The organism is Pseudarthrobacter sp. NIBRBAC000502770 (genome assembly GCF_006517815.1).
Classification (GTDB): Bacteria; Actinomycetota; Actinomycetes; order Actinomycetales; family Micrococcaceae; genus Arthrobacter; species Arthrobacter niigatensis.
The window spans coordinates 858,112-876,415 of the sequence record NZ_CP041198.1 but is presented as its reverse complement, the minus strand read 5'-3'; the positions used below and the strand labels follow the sequence as shown (position 1 = coordinate 876,415).

The 18,304-nt window shown below is 66.9% G+C and carries 20 protein-coding genes and 1 tRNA gene; 10 read left to right on the top strand and 11 right to left on the bottom strand.

Going from position 1 to position 18,304, the window contains the following annotated elements:
• Positions 1–163: 163 nt before the first annotated feature.
• The 4 genes from NIBR502770_RS04330 to NIBR502770_RS04315 all read left to right on the top strand — a co-directional run bounded on the left by NIBR502770_RS04330 (position 164) and on the right by NIBR502770_RS04315 (position 2,540).
• On the top strand, positions 164–637 hold the full coding sequence (locus NIBR502770_RS04330) for an Lrp/AsnC family transcriptional regulator (protein ID WP_141161016.1): 474 nt from the start codon (positions 164–166) through the stop codon (positions 635–637).
• A 134-nt stretch (positions 638–771) separates the two neighbouring features.
• Positions 772–1,353: a hypothetical protein gene (locus tag NIBR502770_RS04325; protein ID WP_246857395.1), complete on the top strand. Its 582-nt coding sequence runs from the start codon at positions 772–774 to the stop codon at positions 1,351–1,353.
• 145 nt (positions 1,354–1,498) lie between these two features.
• Positions 1,499–1,903 carry a DUF4383 domain-containing protein gene (locus NIBR502770_RS04320; protein ID WP_141161017.1) on the top strand — a complete coding sequence of 135 codons (405 nt, stop codon included), beginning with the start codon at positions 1,499–1,501 and terminating at the stop codon, positions 1,901–1,903.
• Positions 1,904–1,919: 16 nt separating this feature from the next.
• Positions 1,920–2,540, top strand: coding sequence for a hypothetical protein (locus NIBR502770_RS04315; protein WP_246857394.1), 621 nt, complete (start codon positions 1,920–1,922; stop codon positions 2,538–2,540).
• Between the two features lie 137 nt (positions 2,541–2,677).
• On the opposite strand, the gene NIBR502770_RS04310 is transcribed toward NIBR502770_RS04315, so the two are convergent.
• Complete coding sequence (locus tag NIBR502770_RS04310; RefSeq protein WP_141161019.1) at positions 2,678–4,294, bottom strand: cation acetate symporter; 1,617 nt, start codon at positions 4,292–4,294, stop codon at positions 2,678–2,680.
• Positions 4,291–4,671 (bottom strand): DUF485 domain-containing protein, encoded by a 381-nt coding sequence (locus NIBR502770_RS04305; RefSeq protein ID WP_141181139.1) that lies wholly within the window; start codon positions 4,669–4,671, stop codon positions 4,291–4,293. The genes NIBR502770_RS04310 and NIBR502770_RS04305 overlap by 4 nt, the downstream gene beginning before the upstream one ends.
• Before the next feature lie 212 nt (positions 4,672–4,883).
• Here NIBR502770_RS04305 and NIBR502770_RS04300 point away from each other — a divergent pair, with 212 nt between their 5' ends.
• From NIBR502770_RS04300 to NIBR502770_RS04280, 5 genes are read left to right on the top strand one after another with little or no spacing between them, the layout of a single operon-like run.
• A complete protein-coding gene (locus NIBR502770_RS04300; protein WP_141161021.1) occupies positions 4,884–6,065 on the top strand; it encodes a sensor histidine kinase in 1,182 nt (393 codons plus the stop codon).
• Between the two features lie 32 nt (positions 6,066–6,097).
• Complete coding sequence (locus NIBR502770_RS04295) at positions 6,098–6,814, top strand: LytTR family DNA-binding domain-containing protein (protein ID WP_141181138.1); 717 nt, start codon at positions 6,098–6,100, stop codon at positions 6,812–6,814.
• Positions 6,811–7,182, top strand: a complete 372-nt coding sequence (locus NIBR502770_RS04290) for a DUF485 domain-containing protein (RefSeq protein ID WP_141161023.1) — start codon at positions 6,811–6,813, stop codon at positions 7,180–7,182. Before NIBR502770_RS04295 ends, NIBR502770_RS04290 begins: the two co-directional genes overlap by 4 nt.
• A 7-nt stretch (positions 7,183–7,189) precedes the next feature.
• Positions 7,190–8,656: a cation acetate symporter gene (locus tag NIBR502770_RS04285; RefSeq protein ID WP_141183312.1), complete on the top strand. Its 1,467-nt coding sequence runs from the start codon at positions 7,190–7,192 to the stop codon at positions 8,654–8,656.
• An 18-nt stretch (positions 8,657–8,674) separates the two neighbouring features.
• Complete coding sequence (locus tag NIBR502770_RS04280) at positions 8,675–9,364, top strand: hypothetical protein (protein WP_141181137.1); 690 nt, start codon at positions 8,675–8,677, stop codon at positions 9,362–9,364.
• Positions 9,365–9,386: 22 nt separating this feature from the next.
• Here the strand turns inward: NIBR502770_RS04280 and NIBR502770_RS04275 are convergent, their stop codons facing one another.
• The 6 genes from NIBR502770_RS04275 to rpsB form a co-directional block, all read right to left on the bottom strand.
• Positions 9,387–9,971, bottom strand: coding sequence for a DivIVA domain-containing protein (locus tag NIBR502770_RS04275; protein ID WP_141183311.1), 585 nt, complete (start codon positions 9,969–9,971; stop codon positions 9,387–9,389).
• A 134-nt stretch (positions 9,972–10,105) separates the two neighbouring features.
• Positions 10,106–11,026, bottom strand: a complete 921-nt coding sequence (locus NIBR502770_RS04270; protein WP_141161025.1) for a phosphatidate cytidylyltransferase — start codon at positions 11,024–11,026, stop codon at positions 10,106–10,108.
• On the bottom strand, positions 11,026–11,583 hold the full coding sequence (frr, locus tag NIBR502770_RS04265) for a ribosome recycling factor (protein WP_141161026.1): 558 nt from the start codon (positions 11,581–11,583) through the stop codon (positions 11,026–11,028). Before frr ends, NIBR502770_RS04270 begins: the two co-directional genes overlap by 1 nt.
• A 129-nt stretch (positions 11,584–11,712) precedes the next feature.
• Complete coding sequence (pyrH, locus tag NIBR502770_RS04260; RefSeq protein WP_141161027.1) at positions 11,713–12,450, bottom strand: UMP kinase; 738 nt, start codon at positions 12,448–12,450, stop codon at positions 11,713–11,715.
• A gap of 150 nt (positions 12,451–12,600) precedes the next feature.
• Entirely contained in the window at positions 12,601–13,437 is an 837-nt protein-coding gene (gene tsf, locus NIBR502770_RS04255) for a translation elongation factor Ts (RefSeq protein WP_141161028.1), read from the bottom strand.
• A 130-nt stretch (positions 13,438–13,567) separates the two neighbouring features.
• Positions 13,568–14,431, bottom strand: a complete 864-nt coding sequence (gene rpsB / locus NIBR502770_RS04250) for a 30S ribosomal protein S2 (protein WP_141161029.1) — start codon at positions 14,429–14,431, stop codon at positions 13,568–13,570.
• A gap of 446 nt (positions 14,432–14,877) precedes the next feature.
• Between rpsB and NIBR502770_RS04245 the strand changes: the two genes are divergently transcribed.
• Positions 14,878–15,462, top strand: coding sequence for a M23 family metallopeptidase (locus NIBR502770_RS04245; RefSeq protein WP_141181136.1), 585 nt, complete (start codon positions 14,878–14,880; stop codon positions 15,460–15,462).
• Positions 15,463–15,528: 66 nt separating this feature from the next.
• Here the strand turns inward: NIBR502770_RS04245 and NIBR502770_RS04240 are convergent, their stop codons facing one another.
• The 3 genes from NIBR502770_RS04240 to NIBR502770_RS04230 form a co-directional block, all read right to left on the bottom strand.
• Complete coding sequence (locus NIBR502770_RS04240; protein WP_141161031.1) at positions 15,529–16,719, bottom strand: acyl-CoA dehydrogenase family protein; 1,191 nt, start codon at positions 16,717–16,719, stop codon at positions 15,529–15,531.
• A 138-nt stretch (positions 16,720–16,857) separates the two neighbouring features.
• Positions 16,858–16,931 (bottom strand) — tRNA-Ile (locus NIBR502770_RS04235).
• A gap of 75 nt (positions 16,932–17,006) precedes the next feature.
• Positions 17,007–18,203 (bottom strand): glycosyltransferase, encoded by a 1,197-nt coding sequence (locus NIBR502770_RS04230; RefSeq protein WP_141181135.1) that lies wholly within the window; start codon positions 18,201–18,203, stop codon positions 17,007–17,009.
• Between the last annotated feature and the right edge of the window lie 101 nt (positions 18,204–18,304).

Genomic DNA, 18,304 nt, shown 5'->3' with positions numbered 1-18,304 from the left:
TGTGGTTTTGGGGCTTTTGGCTCCGGCTGCCACCGGCCTTCCGGGCGTCATTGCCCCAGATACTGTGACCCTACTCACAACAGCCAGGAGGTACAACCACCGCCGCCATTTCTGAGCAAAGTGCCCTGTCACGCTCCGCTCCACCGTGCTAGCGTTGCGCATTATGCGAGCTTTGGATGGCACTGACACCCGCCTGCTGGCGGCGTTGGCGCAGGACCCCCGCCGGACCGTGGTGGCCCTCGCCCAGAAGCTGGGCCTGTCCCGCAATACCGTCCAGGCGCGCATGGCCCAGCTGGAAAAGAAGCACGTCTTCCTGTCCTTCGAGCGGCGCCTCAACCCGGCAGCCCTGGGCTATCCGCTCATGGCCTTCATTTCGGTCCACGTGCAGCAGCAGAAACTCGGGCGGCTGGCAGAGGAAATCGCCGCCATCCCCGAGGTCCTGGAAGGCTACGGGCTGACGGGCTCGGCAGACCTGCTGCTGCGCGTGGTGGCCAAAGACGCTGAGGACCTTTTCCGCATCAACGGCAAGATCCTGGCCTGCGACGGCGTGGAGCGGGCAGATACGGCCCTGGCCATGGGCGAGTTGATCCCCTTCCGGGTGCAGCCGCTGCTGGACCGGGGCTCCGAAGCCGGGTAGCGGCAGCGTCCGGACGCAGCTTCAGGCACGACGCCGGCAGGCAGGGTTATAGGCTGGTCCAGTCATGCGCCGGGCCGGGAGGCTCCGGCCACTTCGCCGGCGCCGCAGCGCCTGTTCGACGAAAGGCTCCCCCTTTGAGCAGTTCCCACGGTCCGGGCAGTTCCCACGGTCCGGGCAGTCCCGAGGATCCGTACCGGCAGGGCCAAGCGGGCTTCACCCCACAGGGGCTGCCCCCGATGCCGGCCCGGCCGGCGCCGTTCGGCCTCCCGGGGGAACCACCACCGCCGAGGAGCCGCAGGAGGCTATGGATCATCCTGGGGAGCATTGGCGGGGTGCTGCTCCTGGTGATCCTCGGCGTCGTGATCCTGGTGAATGTGGTGGGCAGTGCCACCAACCAGGCCCGGGGCCTGGCCGACGATTTCACCAAAAAGGTGATTGCCGGCGATACCTCGGGCGCCTACGACCAATACCTCGACCCTGCCTTGCAGAAGCAGCTTTCCAAGGAGGCTTTCATCTCCGGCGTGCAGAGCCTGGAAATGGACAGTTCCTGCAAGCCCGCCTACACCGACCTCAAGGTGGCCACCGAGAACGGCGTCAAATCGGCCGAGGTGGTGGGCCAGATCAGCTGCACCGGCAAGAAAGTGGACCTCGCCTACCGGTTCCAGGGCACTGACAGGCTGCTGATGACCAACATCAAGCTTCGGCCCGCGGCCTAGGCAGGTCCAGCCGGCGGAAAAATGGAAAGGGTACTGACCTTTCCACCCATCCGCCCCCGGCAATGATCCGAATCGCTTCCGAGGGCCCCACCCGGGGCCATATCCGGCGGGACAATCCACCCGCCCTGAAGGAAGGATTCGGGTCATGCGAAATTCACCCAACCGCCTCGTCGCCTCCGCTTTCGGAGCCGTCTACCTGCTGGTGGGCCTCTTGGGCTTCGCCGTTACGTCCGGGGTCGGTTTCGCGGCCACCGAGGGCGCGAACCTCATCATTTTCGAGGTGAACCCGCTGCACAACGTGATCCACCTGGCCATCGGCGCCGCACTGCTCTTCGCCGGGCTCCGCGGGGTTGACAGCGCACGCACCGTGAACGCCGCCGTCGGCGCCGTCTACCTCCTGGTCGGCATCGTGGGGCTGTTCCTGCTGGATTCGCCGCTGAACATCATCGCCCTGAACGGTGCCGACAACGTCCTCCACCTCGCCAGCGCCGTGCTCCTCCTCGGCGTGGGCCTGTCCCTGGACAAGTCGCCGGCCGCTGCCCGCGCCTAGCATGGCACGGTCCGGCATGGTTTCGCTCCGGCCCACCGCACCGCGCGCCCACCCGGTGGTGGTGCAGTCCACGGCGCCCCGGGCGGACTCTCTGGTCCGCCTGGTCACCGGGTTCGCCGGCTTCGGCGCAGGCTCGGTCAACCTGGCCATCTCCTCCAGCTTCCTCGCAGGAGGCGCTTCTGGACCGGCAGCGCTCCTTGCGGGCGTGGCGGCCTGCCTCTGGGGCGCCGGGCTGCTGGCCGGGACCGTGGCCTTCCTGGCCAAGGACCGGCTGGCCGGCAACAGGTGGGCGCGGTACGCCCTGGCCGGTGCGGCCGCCACCCACATGGCCGCCATAGCCTTCCCCATCTCCGCCACCTCCCGGCTCAGCCTGACGCAGCTTTCGGCGCTGCTGCTGACGCTGATGATCATCGCCTCGCTCGGGTGGCTCCAGCGGCACAGCACCCCGGCGGACGGGACGCCGCAGCCAGCAGGGGTCGGCATGCGCCCCGGCAGGCTCTTGCTGGCAGCGTTCGCCGGGGCGGTGCTGGTGGCAGGCATTACGACGCCGGGCCTCGCCGCCTCGACGGCGGGACAGTACGCCGTGCCACACGGTGAACACGGGAACCTGGCACCGGGCGGCCACCACCATCCCTGATCGGCCACCGGAAAACACACCGGGTCCGTCCCAACGAAAGAGCCTCCGTGCCGCATCCGCGGCAGGAGGCTCTTCACGTTGCGCCGGAACAGTCGCGGTGCTGGTTGTTGTGGTCCCGGTTTCAGGGGTGGCCCGGTTTAGTGGTCCACAGCCTTTTCGGCACCGATGCCGGTCAGCGAGCGGACCTCCATCTCTGCCTGCTTGGCAGGATCCTCCCGCCGCTTGTCCAGGGTGGTGCCCAGCCAGCCCAGGAAGAAGGCCAGCGGGATGGACACGATGCCGGGGTTGCTCAGCGGGAAGAGGGCGAAGTTGGCACCCGGGATCATCGAGGTCTTCAGTCCCGAAACCACCGGGGAGAACACGATGAGCAGGATGGCCGAAGCCAGGCCGCCATACATGCTCCACACCGCCCCCTGGGTGGTGAACTTCCGCCAGAACAGTGAGTAGATGATGGTGGGCAGGTTCGCCGACGCAGCGACGGCAAAGGCCAGCGCCACCAGGAAGGCCACGTTCTGGCCGTTGGCGAAGATGCCGCCCAGGATGGCCAGGATGCCGATAACCACCACGGTGCGCCGGGCAACCCGGACTTCTGTGGCGGCGTCGGCCTTGCCCTTGGCGATGACGTTGGCGTAGATGTCATGTGCGAAGGATGCTGCCGCCGTGATGGTCAGCCCGGCCACCACCGCCAAGATGGTGGCGAACGCCACCGCGGAGATGAAGCCGAGCAGCAGCGGCCCGCCAAGGTGGAAGGCCAGCAGCGGTGCGGCAGCGTTGACGCCGCCCGGGGCGGATTTGATGGTGTCCGCGCCCACCAGGGCAGCTGCGCCGTAGCCCAGCACCAGGGTGAACAGGTAGAACAGGCCGATCAGCCAGATGGACCAGACCACGGACTTGCGGGCTTCCTTGGCCGTGGGCACGGTATAGAAGCGCATCAGCACGTGCGGGAGGGCTGCCGTGCCAAGGACCAGCGCCAGGCCCAGGGACATGAAGTCCAGCTTGGAGGTTTCGGTCTTCCCGTACTGCAGGCCCGGGTTGAGGACGGCAGGATTGTTGGCGGTTTCGACGGCGCCGCCCAGCAGGGCCGAGAGGTTGAAGCCGTAAATGGCCAGGACCCAGAGGGTCATCACTGCGGCGCCGGCGATCAGCAGCATGGCCTTGATGATCTGGACCCAGGTGGTGCCCTTCATGCCGCCGATCAGGACGTACATGATCATGAGGGCGCCGACGACGATGATCACCAGGGCCTGTCCGCCCCAGTCGCTGATGCCCAGCAGGAGGGAGATCAGGCTTCCTGCGCCGGCCATCTGGGCCAGCAGGTAGAAGAAGCAGACCGCGAGGGTGGAAATTGCGGCCGCGATCCGGACCGGGCGCTGCTTGAGCCGGAAGGACAGCACGTCCGCCATGGTGAACTTGCCGGTGTTGCGCAACAGCTCAGCCACCAGCAGCAATGCCACCAGCCAGGCGACCAGGAAGCCGATTGAGTACATAAAGCCGTCGTAGCCGTTGATGGCGATGGCGCCGGTGATGCCCAGGAAGGATGCCGCGGACAGGTAGTCGCCTGCGATGGCGGTGCCGTTCTGCGAGCCGGTGAACGAGCGCCCGGCGGCGTAGTAGTCGGCGGCGGTCTTGTTGTTCCTGCTGGCACGCAGCACGATCACCATGGTTACGGCCACGAACAGGCCGAAGATGCCCATGTTCAGCAGGGTGGTGTCCTTGAGCGCGGCGACATCCACCGCAGCGGGAATTGCGATCATTTGTTGGCTCCGCCCACTCGGTTTGGGTTCTTGTCGAATTCGTGGCCCTCGATCTCGTGCCTGATCTCCGTGGCAACGGGGTCCAGCCGCTTGTTGGAGTAGTGCACGTACCAGCCGGTAATCGCGAACGTGGAGATGAACTGGAGCAGGCCCAGGATCAGACCGACGTTGATGTTGCCCCAGAGCTTGGTGGACATGAAGCCCACCGCATAGTCCGCGAGAAGGACGTAGGCGAAGTACCACAGCAGGAAGGCCACTGCCATGGGGAAGACAAAGCTGCGGTGACGCTTGCGCAATTCCTGGAACTGCCCGGTCGACTGGACCTGCTCGAAGTCCACGGACGCCGCTGCGTCCGGAGTATGGGCATCATTACCCATCGTTCCTCCTCATTGAGTTGCCGGAACACACCGGGCGGAGGGCCCCGGACTGCCGGACAGGTACCTGGCCGGCAGCACCACGCGGGGGCACCGCAGATGTGACACCAATCACTGTGCCGCCCGGCAGTGGCCCTGTTCCAGCACTTGGCCGCCCGCCGTCGCTCAACGGCTGCGATGCTGCGGCAAGCGGCACCCGCGCTACGCTGGGCACCATGCCGGACTCCCCCCTCCTTACCGCCGCGGCCGTTGCGGTGATCGCCATGGCCATTGCCGTCGTCGTCGGCGTGGGCCTGAAGGTGCTCCGCTCCTTCCGGGAACTGGGCACCGACGCAGAGCGCGCCACGTACCACACGCTCCACGCCGCCTCCCAGGCCGGGCAGCACCTGAGGCGCGGCCTGAACCCCGCCGGCGCCGCGAAAGCCAGCCGCCAGCTGCGGACCCTCCTCGCCTGCGAAGCCTTGGCGATCACCGACACCTCCGGCGTCCTGGCCTGGGACGGGGGTGCCGAGGACATCCGGCCGCGCCTGATGGACCTCGCAGCGGATGTCCTGGCCTCCGGGCGGACAGCAGTGCTCTCCGCCGGCGCGGAGGGAACCGGCGGCCACCTTTCCGGCGTCATCGCCCCGGTACGCGCCGGCACCCGGGTGGTGGGCGCGCTGGCAGCCTTCGCACCGTCCGCCGGGGCAGGCCTGGTCAGGGCAACCGGGGAAGTGGCCGACTGGGTGGCGGTCCAGGTGGAGCTCGCCGAGCTGGACGCCTCCCGGACGCTCCTGATGGAAGCGGAAGTCCGGGCGCTGCGGGCCCAGATCAGCCCGCACTTCATCTACAACTCGCTAAACGCCATCGCCTCCTTCATCAACACCGATCCGGAACGGGCCAGGGAGCTGGTGGTGGAGTTCGCGGATTTCACCCGCTACTCCTTCCGGCGGCATGGCGACTTCACCACCCTCGCCGAGGAGCTCCGCTGCATTGACCGCTACCTGCTCCTGGAGCGGGCCCGGTTCGGCGAGCGCGTCCAGGTCAGCCTCCGGGTAGCGCCGGAAGTGCTGGGCACCGTCATTCCGTTCCTCAGCCTGCAGCCGCTGGTTGAAAACGCCGTCCGGCACGGGCTCGAGGCCAAGGAGGGGCCGGGGCACATCACCATCACGGCGGAGGACGCGGGGGCGTTCGCCGAGGTCACCATCGAGGACGACGGCGTGGGGATGGATCCTGAGCAGCTGAGGTCCGTGCTGGCGGGCCATACCGACGGGGACCACGTGGGGCTGCGGAACGTGGATGCGCGCCTGCGCCAGGTGTACGGCAACGACCACGGGCTGGTGGTGGAAACGGCGCCGGGCGAGGGAACGCTGATCACCATGCGGGTGCCGAAGTCCCAGCCGGGGCATGATGCGTAAGGCCGGCCTGCCGCTGGACGTAACCTAGGAGAATGATAAACGTCCTCGTCGTTGATGATGAGCTGCCCGCCGTTGAGGAGCTGGCCTTCCTGCTGGGCAGGGATGAGCGCATCGGCAAGGTCCTGCGGGCCACGTCCGGCGCAGAGGCGCTCACGGCCCTGTCCGGCGGCAGCATCGACGCTGTTTTCCTGGACATCCACATGCCTGCGGTCTCGGGCCTGGACATCGCCGCGGCCATCGCCCGGAGCAGCAGTCCGCCGGCGGTAGTTTTTGTCACCGCCGACGAGGACCACGCCCTGGCCGCGTTCGAACTTGCCGCCGTGGATTACCTGCTCAAGCCGGTGCGTGCGGAGCGCCTCGCGCGTTCGGTTGGGCGGGTCTGCGAGCTGCGGGAGGGCGGAGCGGCGCCGGAGATGATCACGGTGGACCAAGGCGGGACCACCAGGATGATCCGGCGCGACGACGTCACCTATGTGCAGGCCCAGGGCGACTACGCCCGGCTGCACACAGCCGACGCAAGCTACCTCATCCGGGTGCCGCTGGCTGACCTGGAACAGCAATGGGCGGACGCCGGCTTCATCCGCACGCACCGCTCCTACCTGGTGGCACTCAAACACGTGTCCTCCATGAAGCTGGCCGCCGACGGGCCGCGCGTCACGGTGGCCGGCGCCGGGCTGCCCATCAGCCGGCGGCACCTGCCCATTGTGCGGGAGAAGCTGGAGGCAACCAGGATCAGGCCGCACACATGACCCGGGTCCGGGTTACGGCCCCCAGCGCAGCTGCCCGCACCGCTGTCCATGGTGCCCCGCGTCCGTTTGAGTCGCGGGAAGCCGCGCAGGATTCCGAGGTAGGCCAGGTGTTCGTCCGGTCGCTGATCAGGTCCCAGCTGCGGCTGGCCCTGGTGGTGGCAGCCGGCTTCCTGCTGATCCTGGCGGCGTTCCCGCTGACTTTGGTGCTGGTTCCCGGCCTGGCGGACACCACCATCGCCGGCATCCCGTTCGGCTGGCTGCTGCTGGGCGTGGGAATCTACCCGGTGATCGGGTTGGGCGCCTGGCTCTATGTCAGGACCGCGGCGCGCAATGAGGCGCGCTACCGGGACCTGGCCGGGGACCAGTGACGCGGCCGTGAATGCCGGCATCGCCATCACTGCCGTCACGGTGGTGTCCCTCGCCACGGCCATCATCGGGTTCTACGGGTTGCGCATCTCGCGCACCACCGGGGATTTCTACGTGGCGTCCAGGACCGTGCGGCCCTGGTGGAATGCGTCGGCGATCGGCGGCGAGTACCTCTCTGCGGCCAGCTTCCTTGGCGTCGCCGGGCTGATCCTGGTGTCCGGGACCGACGCGCTGTGGTTCCCGGTGGGCTACACCGCCGGCTACCTCATGCTGCTGCTCTTCGTCGCCGCCCCGCTGCGCCGGTCCGGCGCCTACACCATCCCTGACTTCACCGAGTCCAGGCTCGCCTCCCGGACAGTCCGGCGGGTCACCAGCCTGGTGGTGGTGATGGTGGGGTGGCTGTACATCGTGCCGCAGCTGCACGGCGCGGCCCTGACCATCCATATCGCCACGGGCCTGCCCAACTGGGTGGGTTCGCTGGCCGTCGTGGTGGTGGTATGCCTCACGGTGGTGGCGGGCGGCATGCGGTCCATCACCTTTGTCCAGGCGTTCCAGTACTGGCTTAAGTTGACGGCGCTGGCCGTGCCCATCCTGTTCATCATTTTCGTGCTGGCCGGCCAGGGAGCCGAACCCGAGTCCGCTCCCGCGGTGAACCCCACGGGTGCGCCACCCGCGGGGCTCTACCAGAACGTGTCCCTGCTGGTGGCGCTGCTCTTCGGCACCCTGGGGCTGCCGCACGTGCTGGTCCGGTTCTACACCAATCCGGACGGGCATTCGGCCCGGCGGACCACCCTGATCGTCCTGGGACTGCTGTCCGTGTTCTACCTCTTCCCCACGGCGTTCGGGCTGGTGGCCAGGATGTTTGCCCCCGATCTTGCCCGTTCCGGGCAGCCGGACGCCATGGTCCTGCGGCTGCCCGGTGAACTCATTGGCGGGGTGGCGGGCGACCTGCTCTCGGCCCTGGTGGTGGCCGGGGCCTTCGCAGCGTTCCTGTCCACCACCTCCGGCCTGGTGGTGTCCCTGGCAGGGGTCATCAGCCAGGATGTCCTGGGCGGCAGCGTCCGCGGGTTCCGGCTCGCCGCCGTCATCTCCGCCGTCGTCCCGCTTGGCTTTGCCTTCATGACCGGCTCCCTGGCCCTGGCGGGCAGTGTGGGCCTGGTCTTCGCCTTCACGGCGTCCACGGTCTGCCCCGTGTTGCTGCTCGGCATCTGGTGGCGGGGCCTGACCGACGCCGGAGCCATTGCCGGCATGGTGACCGGCGGGGTGCTGTGCGGCGGGGCGATGATCGCCGGCGCACTGTCGGGATCCGGCCCGACGCCGCCGTGGCTGGCGCAGCCTGCGGCCTGGAGCGTTCCGGCCGCATTCGCCGTGACGGTCATCGTGTCCCGGGCCACTTCACACCGGATTCCCGGGACCATGCCGCGCATCATGACGCGGCTGCACACGCCGGAACGGCCGCTGGCAACCGAGCGGTGACCGGGGGACAATAGCGCCATGTCCATCGAGGACGGCGGTGCCTCCCACCAGCAAAGCGGGGTCCCTCCCTCCGTGCGCGCCCAGTTGCTCGCCACGGAACACTGGGGCTTGCTGGCGTCGCGCAGTACGGCCCAGGGCGAGGTCCTGACCCGCATCAGCATGTTCCTGACGTTCACCTCGGCCAGCATTGTCAGCGTGGCCCTGGTAGGGCAGGCCACGGGCTTTTCGGATGCATTCGTCCTGCTGGCAGTCGTGGTCCTGCTCATCGACACGGCGATCGGGCTGCTGACCCAGCTCCGGGTGATGAACGTGGCCCACGAGGACCTGATGTACGTGACGGCCATGAACAGGCTGCGTGCTGCCTACGTGGACCTGGATCCGGGCGTGGCGCCTTACCTGATGGCCGCGTACCACGACGACGAGGCCGGTTCGCGGCAGACCTACTACTTCTTCGGCAACCGCGGCTCCTTCAGCCACGTCGCTGGCAGCAGCATGATCTTCATGACGACGGCGAACGCCGCCCTGATTGCCATCGTTGCCGGGTTGTTGGTCACCCTGGCCGGGGCGGGGACATCAGGCGGGCTCATCGTCGGGGCGCTGTGCGGACTGGCATTCCTGGCCGTGTCCGCTGTTCGCGGGTACCGGAGCTACCAGGAGGTGTGGCGCCGCTTCACGCCGCTCTCCCCCACCCCGCCGGACGGGGACTGAGGCCCCTCCCGCAGCAGCCCCGTCAGTCGATGGCTGCCATCAGCTCGACAACGCGGTCCAGGAACGCGTCCACCTGCGATTCCTCGTATCCTTCCCGGCCCACGGCCGGGCGGAAGACTGCACGGCGCACACTGTCCACGCTCAGCGGCTTGTCCTGTTCGAGGTAGGCGATGAGTTCGCGGCACAGCCTGTCGACGTCGTCGGTGTTGTAGCTGCGCGCCCTGTTCTTGCTGGGCCGGCGGAAGCGGTCTCCGTCGGGCCGGTGCAGGCGTCCGCGGAGGATGCCGGACAGGCTGCCGATTTCCCGCAGCCAGGCCTCTTCCCCCTGTGCCGCGATCAGCTCGTCACGCTCCCGGCGGGCAAACGCGTCCTCGAGCCGGTCCAGTGCGGCGTCCACCACGGCGGCGGAGTAGCCGCCCTTGACGGGGTCGAAGGACACGGCCCGCACGTCGGCGCTGTTGACGGGCTCTGTGGCTGACTCGGGAGTTTCCAGGGAGATCCGTGCCCGCTGCAGGAACTGGTCCACCTGCCGGGCGTTGTACCCGTACTCGCTGCGCTGCACGCGCTCAAAGGACGCAGGGATCTGCCGATGAATGTCCAATGCCACTTCGATTCCTTCAATGCTCTTCAGCCGGTAGTGCTTCCGCACCAGTTTAGGGTGGCGGGACCAGCGCGGCCGCGGGTCCCCCGTTGTGTGTCATTTCCGGCTTTGGGCGCCGGAAGGGTGATGCGCCGGAGGGGTTATGCGCCGGCCACCATGCCGTACAGGATGAAGGCCACCGGCGAGGCGAAGACGATGGAGTCCAGGCGGTCCATCACTCCACCGTGCCCGGGCAGGATGCTGCTCATGTCCTTGACTCCCAGCTCACGCTTGACCATGGACTCGGCGAGGTCGCCGGCGGTGGACGCTGCCACGGTTCCTACGGCCAGGACCGCACCCACCCACCACGGCTTGTCCAGTACGAAGAGGGCGGCCAGGACGCCAATCAGCATGGCACCCGCCACCGACCCTGCGAAGCCCTCCCAGGACTTCTTGGGGCTGATCTTCGGTGCCATCGGGTGCTTCCCGAGGGATGCGCCCACCAGGTAGCCAAAGGTGTCGTTGGAGACCACCAGCAGCAGCATGACGGCGATCTCCCACGCCCCGAGGGGGGCCAGGCCGCCGGGCCACAGCCCCAGCGGGGTGGTGCCGGCCGCGTGCAGCGGCAGTGCCGCGAAGCTGATGAAGAACGGGACCCAGCCCAGCGTGAACACGCCGGCGAAGATGCTGTTGGCCGAGCCGGCGGCACTTTCGATCGACCGCCACAACAGCACGGCCACGGCACTGAGCAGCAGGGCGAACAGCTGGCTCTCGATGCCGCCAAAATAGGCGGCGAACGGCATGGCCAGTGTGCCGGTCATGACCGGCACGATGGGCATCCTGGTGCCGTTGGCCTCCAGCGCCCGGTAGATCTCCCATACGCCAAAGACTGCGAAGGCCGTGACGATGGCTACGAAGGCCAGCGGGACGAACAGCAGGCCGCCCAGCACGGCGATGAGCATGGACAGGCCCACCACGACGGCGGCGGGCAGGTTCCGCCCGGCCTTTGGCGTCGGGTTGCTCCTGGGCTGCTTCCCCCGTGTGCGCGCCCGTGGTGCGGGGGCCTGATCTGCCTGGCCCATCAGACTTCGAGCAGCTCTGCTTCCTTGCGCTTGAGCAGCTCGTCGATGCCGTCCACGTGGGCCTTGGTGAGGCTGTCCAGTTCCTTTTCGGCGCGGTTGCCTTCGTCCTCGCCGGCCTCGCCGTCCTTGACCAGGCGGTCAAGGGTTTCCTTGGCTTTGCGGCGGATGTTGCGGATGGAGATCTTGGCGTCCTCGCCCTTGGTCTTGACGATCTTCACGTATTCCTTGCGGCGTTCCTTGGTCAGCTCAGGGATGGTGATCCTGATGACGTTGCCGTCGTTGGACGGGTTGGCTCCGACCTCGGAATCGCTCAAGGCGCGTTCGATGTCCCGCATGGCGGTCTTGTCGAACGGAGTGATGAGGATGGTGCGGGCGTCCGGGATGGCGAACGAGGCCAGCTGCTGCAGCGGCGTGGGCGAGCCGTAGTAGTCCACCAGGACCTTGTTGTAGAGGCCGGGGTTTGCGCGGCCGGTGCGGACGGCGGCGAAGTCTTCCTTGGCTACCTCTACCGCCTTGTCCATCTTTTCTTCGGCTTCGAGCAAGGTTTCTTCGATCACGGTCTCTCCTGACGGTTCTGGTGCAGTCCGGGGAGCCGGTTCCCTGCACTCACGTGGTTCTATGTTGCCGTTTCCGTCCCCGCCCGGTGGGGCGGGGACGGAACTGTCCTGAAATCATCCTAGCCGCAGCTAGGCGGTGACCAGGGTGCCCAGCTTTTCGCCAAGGATGGCGCGGGTGACGTTGCCTTCACCTTCCATGCCGAAAACCACCATGGAGAGGTCGTTGTCCTTGCACATGGTCATGGCCGTCTGGTCCATGACGCGGATGTCGCGGCGGAGGGCGTCGTCGTAGCTGAGCGTTTCCAGCCGTTCCGCGGTGGGGTCCTTCTTGGGGTCGGCGGTGTAGACAGCGTCCACCCCGCTCTTGGCCATAAGGACCACGTCGGCGTGGACTTCCAGTGCACGCTGGGCTGCCACGGTGTCGGTGGAGAAGTAGGGCAGGCCTGCGCCTGCGCCGAAGATGACCACGCGGCCCTTTTCCATGTGGCGGATGGCGCGGCGCGGGATGTAGGCCTCGGCCACCTGGCCCATGGTGATGGCACTCTGGACTCGGGTTTCGACGCCCGCCTGCTCCAGGAAGTCCTGCAGGGCCAGGCAGTTCATGACCGTTCCCAGCATGCCCATGTAGTCGGCACGGGAGCGGTCCATGCCGCTCTGGGACAGTTCGGCGCCACGGAAGAAGTTTCCGCCGCCCACCACAATGGCAACCTCCACTTCGGGAACGGCTGCGGCAATCTGCTTGGCGACGTTGCGGACGGTCTCGGGATCGACACCGAGCTTCCCGCCGCCGAAGACCTCTCCGGAGAGCTTCAGGAGGACCCGCCGCCGGTTCTTCTCCGAATGCGTGACAGTGTTGACGGCTTCCATGATGCCTTCCCGTTGGTGACTCTGAAAAAAGGGTATCCTGCCGGCTCCGGTGGTCGGAACCGGCAGTGGTCCAAGCGGACTGTTGCTGCGTCCGTTTGGGCGCATGCAAAAGGGGCGGCCACCGAAGTGGCCACCCCCTTGCAGTTTCGACTAGGAGCCGACGCGGAAGCGCGTGAACGCGGTTCCCTTGACACCGGCCTCTTCGAGGACCTGTGCAACGGACTTCTTCGCGTCCTTGGCGAATGCCTGGTCAACCAGGACCTCGCCCTTGTAGAAGCCGGTTACGCGGCCTTCCACAATCTTGGTGAGGGCAGCTTCGGGCTTGCCCTCGGCCTTGGCGGTCTCTTCGGCGATGCGGCGCTCGGACTCGACGAGCTCGGCCGGAACGTCCTCACGGGTGAGGTAGTTCGGGGCCATGGCGGCAATGTGCACGGCGACGTCGTGGGCGGCGGCGGTGGCGGCTTCGCCTTCACCGTCGACGGCGAACAGCACGCCGACCTGGGCCGGGAGGTCCTTGGAGGTCTTGTGCAGGTAGGCATCAACTGTCGCACCCTCAACGCGGGAGATGCGGCGGACAACGACCTTCTCGCCCAGGATGGCGCCTTCTTCGACGACAACCTCGGAGAGCGGCTTGCCGTCAACGTCGGTGGCCAGCAGGGTTTCGAGGTCGGCAGCGCCGGACTCGACAGCGACAGCCAGGACCTTGTCGGCCAGCTGGATGAACTTGTCAGCCTTGGCGACGAAGTCGGTCTCGCAGTTGACCTCGATCATGACGCCGACGCCGTTGCTGACCTTGGCGGCCACGAGGCCTTCGGCGGTGGAGCGGCCTTCGCGCTTGGTAGCGCCCTTGAGGCCCTTGATGCGGATGATCTCGATGGCCTTTTCGGCGTCACCGTTGGCTTCGTCAAGAGCCTTCTTGACGTCCATCATGCCGGCGCCGGTGCGCTCGCGCAGGGCCTTGATGTCCGCGGCAGTGTAGTTCGCCATGTGAACCCCTCTGTCTAGAAATGTGTGGTGGTGTACGGACCGACAGGACGGCAGCCCACGGAGGTGGGCTGCCATCCTGTCAGCAGCTCCGGCTGCGGACAGCGCGGAGAATCCGGATTTTTTTGCGTGACTACTTGGCGTCTTCGGCGGGAGCCTCGGCAGCTGCCGGGGCTTCCTCGGCTGCCGGAGCTTCAGCGTTCTCTGCCGGAGCTGCAGCGGCTTCTGCCTTGCTGCCTTCGAGGAGCTCGCGCTCCCACTCGGCCAGCGGCTCTTCCGGAGCTTCAGCAGCGCCCGTGCCGCGGTTGTTGCGGGCGATCAGGCCCTCGGCAACGGCGTCGGCAACAACGCGGGTCAGCAGGTTCACGGAGCGGATGGCGTCGTCGTTGCCCGGGATCGGGAAGTCGACTTCGTCCGGATCGCAGTTGGTGTCCAGGATGGCCACAACCGGGATGTTCAGCTTCTTGGCCTCGTCAACGGCGAGGTGTTCCTTCTTGGTGTCAACAACCCACAGCAGGGACGGAGCCTTGGTCAGGTTGCGGATACCGCCGAGGTTGGACTCCAGCTTGGTCAGCTCGCGCTTGAGGAGCAGGAGTTCCTTCTTGGTGTAGGCGGAACCGGCGACGTCGTCGAAGTCGATCTCTTCGAGTTCCTTCATGCGCTGGATACGCTTGGCAACCGTCTGGAAGTTGGTCAGCATACCGCCGAGCCAACGCTGGTTGACGTAGGGCTGGCCCACGCGGGTTGCCTGCTCGGCAATTGCTTCCTGGGCCTGCTTCTTGGTGCCGACGAAGAGCACGGTGCCGCCGTGGGCAACGGTGGCCTTGACGAACTCGTAGGCGCGGTCGATGTAGGACAGCGACTGCTGCAGGTCGATGATGTAGATGCCGTTGCGCTCGGTGAAGATGAAGCGCTTCATCTTCGGGTTCCAACGGCGGGTCTGGTGTCCAAAGTGGACGCCGCTGTCAAGCAGCTGGCGCATGGTTACGACGGGCATTCCGGCGCTCCTTATTTTCCGGCAGGTCATTCATGAGAAAACCCGGAGGCTTCTTACCCTGCCAATAGTTGACGGTTGATCAGCGTGGCCCGGGCGGGCCGTGCTCCTGGCATCCACCGCCCTTCCCGTCAGGACCAAAGCCTGACCGCAGGAAGCGCGGTCCTCCGTGGACAACGCCGGAGCGTTGTCTGTCGGAAGGCCGGATGCGCGTAGTCAGCCGCCGCTCCCCCACACTCCTGAATGAGATGTGCCGACGCCGTCCGGACAGGGCGGTGCACCGCGGGGGTGGACCACTGGGACGGAAAGCGTTGAGGGCGCAGCAGACTGCTCCACCAAGTGTACTACAGGCGGCCCCTGCCGCCGGACACTGCGCGCTGAACGGACCGTTGTCCACATAGCCGGATTCCGCCCTGCCGCCGGCGGGCCAGGGCGGGCATTCTGGTCGCATGAAGACACCAGTCCTGCTGGCGGCAATCCTCCTGCTGCCGGCCTCCGTCGCCTCCGTGGGCACCGGCGTCCCGCTCGCACCGATCACCACCGGCGCCACGGCCCGGGCAGCGGGTCCCGGCCAGGCAGGAATGCCGACGACGGCGGCCCGGCCAGGTGCCCGGGCGTCCTGGCAGTGGCCGCTGGCTCCGCGGCCCGAGGTACTCCGCGGATTTGATCCCCCACCGAAACCGTGGCTCAGCGGACACCGGGGCGTGGATCTCGGCACTGCCGGGGCCGGCACCGAGGTCCACGCCCCGGCCGCGGGAACGGTCAGCTTCGCCGGCGTGGTGGTAGACCGGCCAGTGATCACCATCGACCATGGCGGGGGCCTGCGCAGCAGTTTCGAACCGGTGGAAAGCACGCTGCCGCAGGGCGCCGCCGTGGCTGCGGGCCAGGTGATTGGCACTGTACTGCCGGGGCACTGCCCGCCGGCGCAGTGCCTCCACTGGGGAGTCCGGGACGGTGGGGACTACGTCAATCCCCTGCAGTTCGTCCTGGACCTGCGGCCATCCATTTTGCTGCCACTCGCGGGTGGACCATGACCACTAAACGCAGGCATGGACCCGGAGCATCAGCCGATCAGGCAACTCGCCGTGGGGGCGCCCCGCCTAGACGATGGCCGAGATGCCGGTGATGGCGCGGCCAGTCACCAGGGTGTTGATTTCGGCCGTGCCCTCGTAGGAGTAGATGGCTTCGGCGTCGGCGAAGATCTTGGCCATCCCGTAGTCGGTCACGATGCCGTTTCCGCCGAGGATGCTGCGGCCCAGCGCCACGCTCTCCCGCATGCGGTCGGTGGCGAACGCCTTGGCCAGCGCGGACTGCTCATCCTTGGCTTCCCCGGCATCCTCCAGCTGCGACAGCCGGACCATCATGCCCATGGAGCTGACGGTATTGCCCAGGATCCGGACCAGCTGGTCCTGGATGAGCTGGAAGGAGGCCAGGGGACGGCCGAACTGCCGGCGCTCCACGGCGTAGCGCCGGGCCACATCGAAGGCGGCCATCTGGAGCCCCACGGCCTGCCAGGCAACCGACAGGCGGGTGACCTTGAGTACCTTGTTGACGTCGCGGAAGCTGTTGGCATTGGCGAGCTTGAAGTGATCCGGGACCACCACGTCCTGCAGGACGATGTCGGCATTCTGGACAGTCCGGAGGGAAATCTTGTTCTCGATCTTTGTTGCGCTGTATCCGGCCAGCGTGGTGTCCACCAGGAAGCCCTTGACCTGGTTGTCCGCCACGTCGCGGGCGTACACCACCACCCAATCGGAGAAGGTAGCGTTGCCGATCCACCGCTTTGCGCCGTTGAGGATCCAGTTGCCGCCGTCCCTGCGCGCTGTGGTGCGCGTTCCGCCGGCCACGTCACTGCCTCCAAGCGGCTCGGTCAGGCCGAACGCGCCAATCTTCTTCAGTGCGTAGATGTCGGGGAGCCATTCATCTTTCTGTTCCTGGGACGCCAGCAACTCGATGGAACCGGTGAAGAGCCCGTCGTGCACCCCCAGGAAGGTGGCGATGGAGGCGTCGGCCCGGGTGGCTTCGGCGTGCAGCATGCCGGCGAAGAGGTTGGAGTACCCCTGCCGCCGGACCGGGCTGACCAGGTCCAGCCCGGCAAGCTTCGGCACCAGGTCCATGGGGAACTCTCCGCGGTTCCAGCAGTCCACGGCAATGGGCTTGACCTCGCGGTCCAGGAACCCGCGGACTTCGGCGAGCCGGTCCTGCTCCTTGCCGGAGAGAAGCTGCTCGAACGCGAAGAAGTCGCCGTCGGCGTAGGGAAGCTCGGGAAAGTCGGCTGTGGAGGTGGCCATGGTTACCTTCTTGGGTGATCAGCGCTGACCATGCCGCGGAACGGAGCACGGTATGTTACTGGTCAGTAACATACCGCAGGGTGTGGGGTTATCCAAGAAAACCGCGGCCAACAGAAATTGTCGGCCGCGGTCTATGGGTAGGGCTACTCGGACTTGAACCGAGGACCTTAGGATTATGAGTCCCGCGCTCTAACCAGCTGAGCTATAGCCCCCAAGCCCCGGGGAGCGGGCGGTGGACCGCCGTGCTCCGGCAGGGCAAAAACACTCTAGCAAACACGGGAAAGGGTTCAGACCACTTTGTCCTCGTAGGACGCGCCGCGGTACAGGTCCTCGAAGGTCTGCAGCGTGCCCTGGATGCTGTGGGGTTCCACCATCTGCCGGCTTGCCCGGCCCATGGCGAGTTGTTCCTCCTTGGGCAGTTCCAGGACCTGGGTGATCTTCTTGGCAAGGTCGTCGCTGTCGTTGGGCGTGAAGAGGTAGCCGTTCTCGCCGTCGCGGACCAGGTGGGGCAGCGCCATGGCGTCGGCCAGGACCACGGGTGTGGAGGCGGACATCGCTTCCAGGGTCACCAGCGACTGCAGCTCCGCGGTTCCGGGCATGCAGAACAGGTCGGCGCGGATGTAGGCGGTCCGCAGTTCCTCGTCGCTGGCCAGGCCCAGGAATTTGACCCGCCCGGTGAGTCCGAGCCGGCGCACCAGGTCCTCCAGGGCAGACCGCACCTCGCCGCCGCCCACGATCTCCAGGTGCACGTTCAGCTCCGGCGGCGTCTTGCCGATGGCCTCGATCAGGACGTCCACGTGCTTTTCCTCGGCGAGGCGGCCGGCGAACAGGACGGTGGGGTGCGGGTGCGGCTCGATGTGCTCGCCGGGCTTCAGCTCGTAGGCGGCGGAGTCGATGCCGTTGGACAGCGGCAGGACTTTGCGCAGGAACGCGTGCTCGTGCATGGCCCGGGCGGCAAGCGGGGTGGGGGTGGTGACGACGTCGGCCTGGCCCATGACCTTGCCCATGTCCTTCCAGGAGACCCGCCCGATGATGTCCTTGAACCACTGCGGGAACGGCAGGAAGGGGTTGAGGTTCTCGGGCATGAAGTGGTTGGTGGCGATAATGCGGACGCCACGTTTCACGGCCTCATACAGCACATGCTCGCCAATCATGTAGTGGCTCTGGATGTGCACAACGTCCGGCTTGACGCGGTCGAAGAGGAGGCTGATTTCCTTCTTGATTTCCCAGGGGAAGCAGAGGCGGAAGCTCTCATGCGTGAATGCCTTGTGCGAGCGGAGCCGGTGAACCGTGGCCTCCTCGCGGAACTCGGTGAAGCTCTTTCCCTTGCTGTCGCGGGAAGCCAGGACATGGACGTTGTGGCCCCGGGCCGTCATCCCCTTGGCCAGCCGGTATCCGAACTGGGCTGCACCGTTCACGTCCGGGGGATAGGTGTCTGCGGCGATCAGGATGGTCAGGGGTCGCTGGTCGGCTGGCGTGGTCATGGGGAGTACTCCTGATGGTCACGGTGCGGACAGCGTGGAACTGACAGCACGGTTGGCCGCTGGCGCAGGGGCGCCGGGCTTCGTGGAATTGCTGGTGATGT

Coding starts and splice junctions, on each gene's coding strand:
- NIBR502770_RS04330 (WP_141161016.1), top strand. CDS start 164: ATGCGAGCTTTGGATGGCACTGACACCCGCCTGCTGGCGGCGTTGGCG.
- NIBR502770_RS04320 (WP_141161017.1), top strand. CDS start 1,499: ATGCGAAATTCACCCAACCGCCTCGTCGCCTCCGCTTTCGGAGCCGTC.
- NIBR502770_RS04315 (WP_246857394.1), top strand. CDS start 1,920: ATGGTTTCGCTCCGGCCCACCGCACCGCGCGCCCACCCGGTGGTGGTG.
- NIBR502770_RS04310 (WP_141161019.1), bottom strand. CDS start 4,294: ATGATCGCAATTCCCGCTGCGGTGGATGTCGCCGCGCTCAAGGACACC.
- NIBR502770_RS04305 (WP_141181139.1), bottom strand. CDS start 4,671: ATGGGTAATGATGCCCATACTCCGGACGCAGCGGCGTCCGTGGACTTC.
- NIBR502770_RS04300 (WP_141161021.1), top strand. CDS start 4,884: ATGCCGGACTCCCCCCTCCTTACCGCCGCGGCCGTTGCGGTGATCGCC.
- NIBR502770_RS04295 (WP_141181138.1), top strand. CDS start 6,098: ATGATAAACGTCCTCGTCGTTGATGATGAGCTGCCCGCCGTTGAGGAG.
- NIBR502770_RS04290 (WP_141161023.1), top strand. CDS start 6,811: ATGACCCGGGTCCGGGTTACGGCCCCCAGCGCAGCTGCCCGCACCGCT.
- NIBR502770_RS04280 (WP_141181137.1), top strand. CDS start 8,675: ATGTCCATCGAGGACGGCGGTGCCTCCCACCAGCAAAGCGGGGTCCCT.
- NIBR502770_RS04270 (WP_141161025.1), bottom strand. CDS start 11,026: ATGGGCCAGGCAGATCAGGCCCCCGCACCACGGGCGCGCACACGGGGG.
- pyrH (WP_141161027.1), bottom strand. CDS start 12,450: ATGGAAGCCGTCAACACTGTCACGCATTCGGAGAAGAACCGGCGGCGG.
- tsf (WP_141161028.1), bottom strand. CDS start 13,437: ATGGCGAACTACACTGCCGCGGACATCAAGGCCCTGCGCGAGCGCACC.
- rpsB (WP_141161029.1), bottom strand. CDS start 14,431: ATGCCCGTCGTAACCATGCGCCAGCTGCTTGACAGCGGCGTCCACTTT.
- NIBR502770_RS04245 (WP_141181136.1), top strand. CDS start 14,878: ATGAAGACACCAGTCCTGCTGGCGGCAATCCTCCTGCTGCCGGCCTCC.
- NIBR502770_RS04240 (WP_141161031.1), bottom strand. CDS start 16,719: ATGGCCACCTCCACAGCCGACTTTCCCGAGCTTCCCTACGCCGACGGC.
- NIBR502770_RS04230 (WP_141181135.1), bottom strand. CDS start 18,203: ATGACCACGCCAGCCGACCAGCGACCCCTGACCATCCTGATCGCCGCA.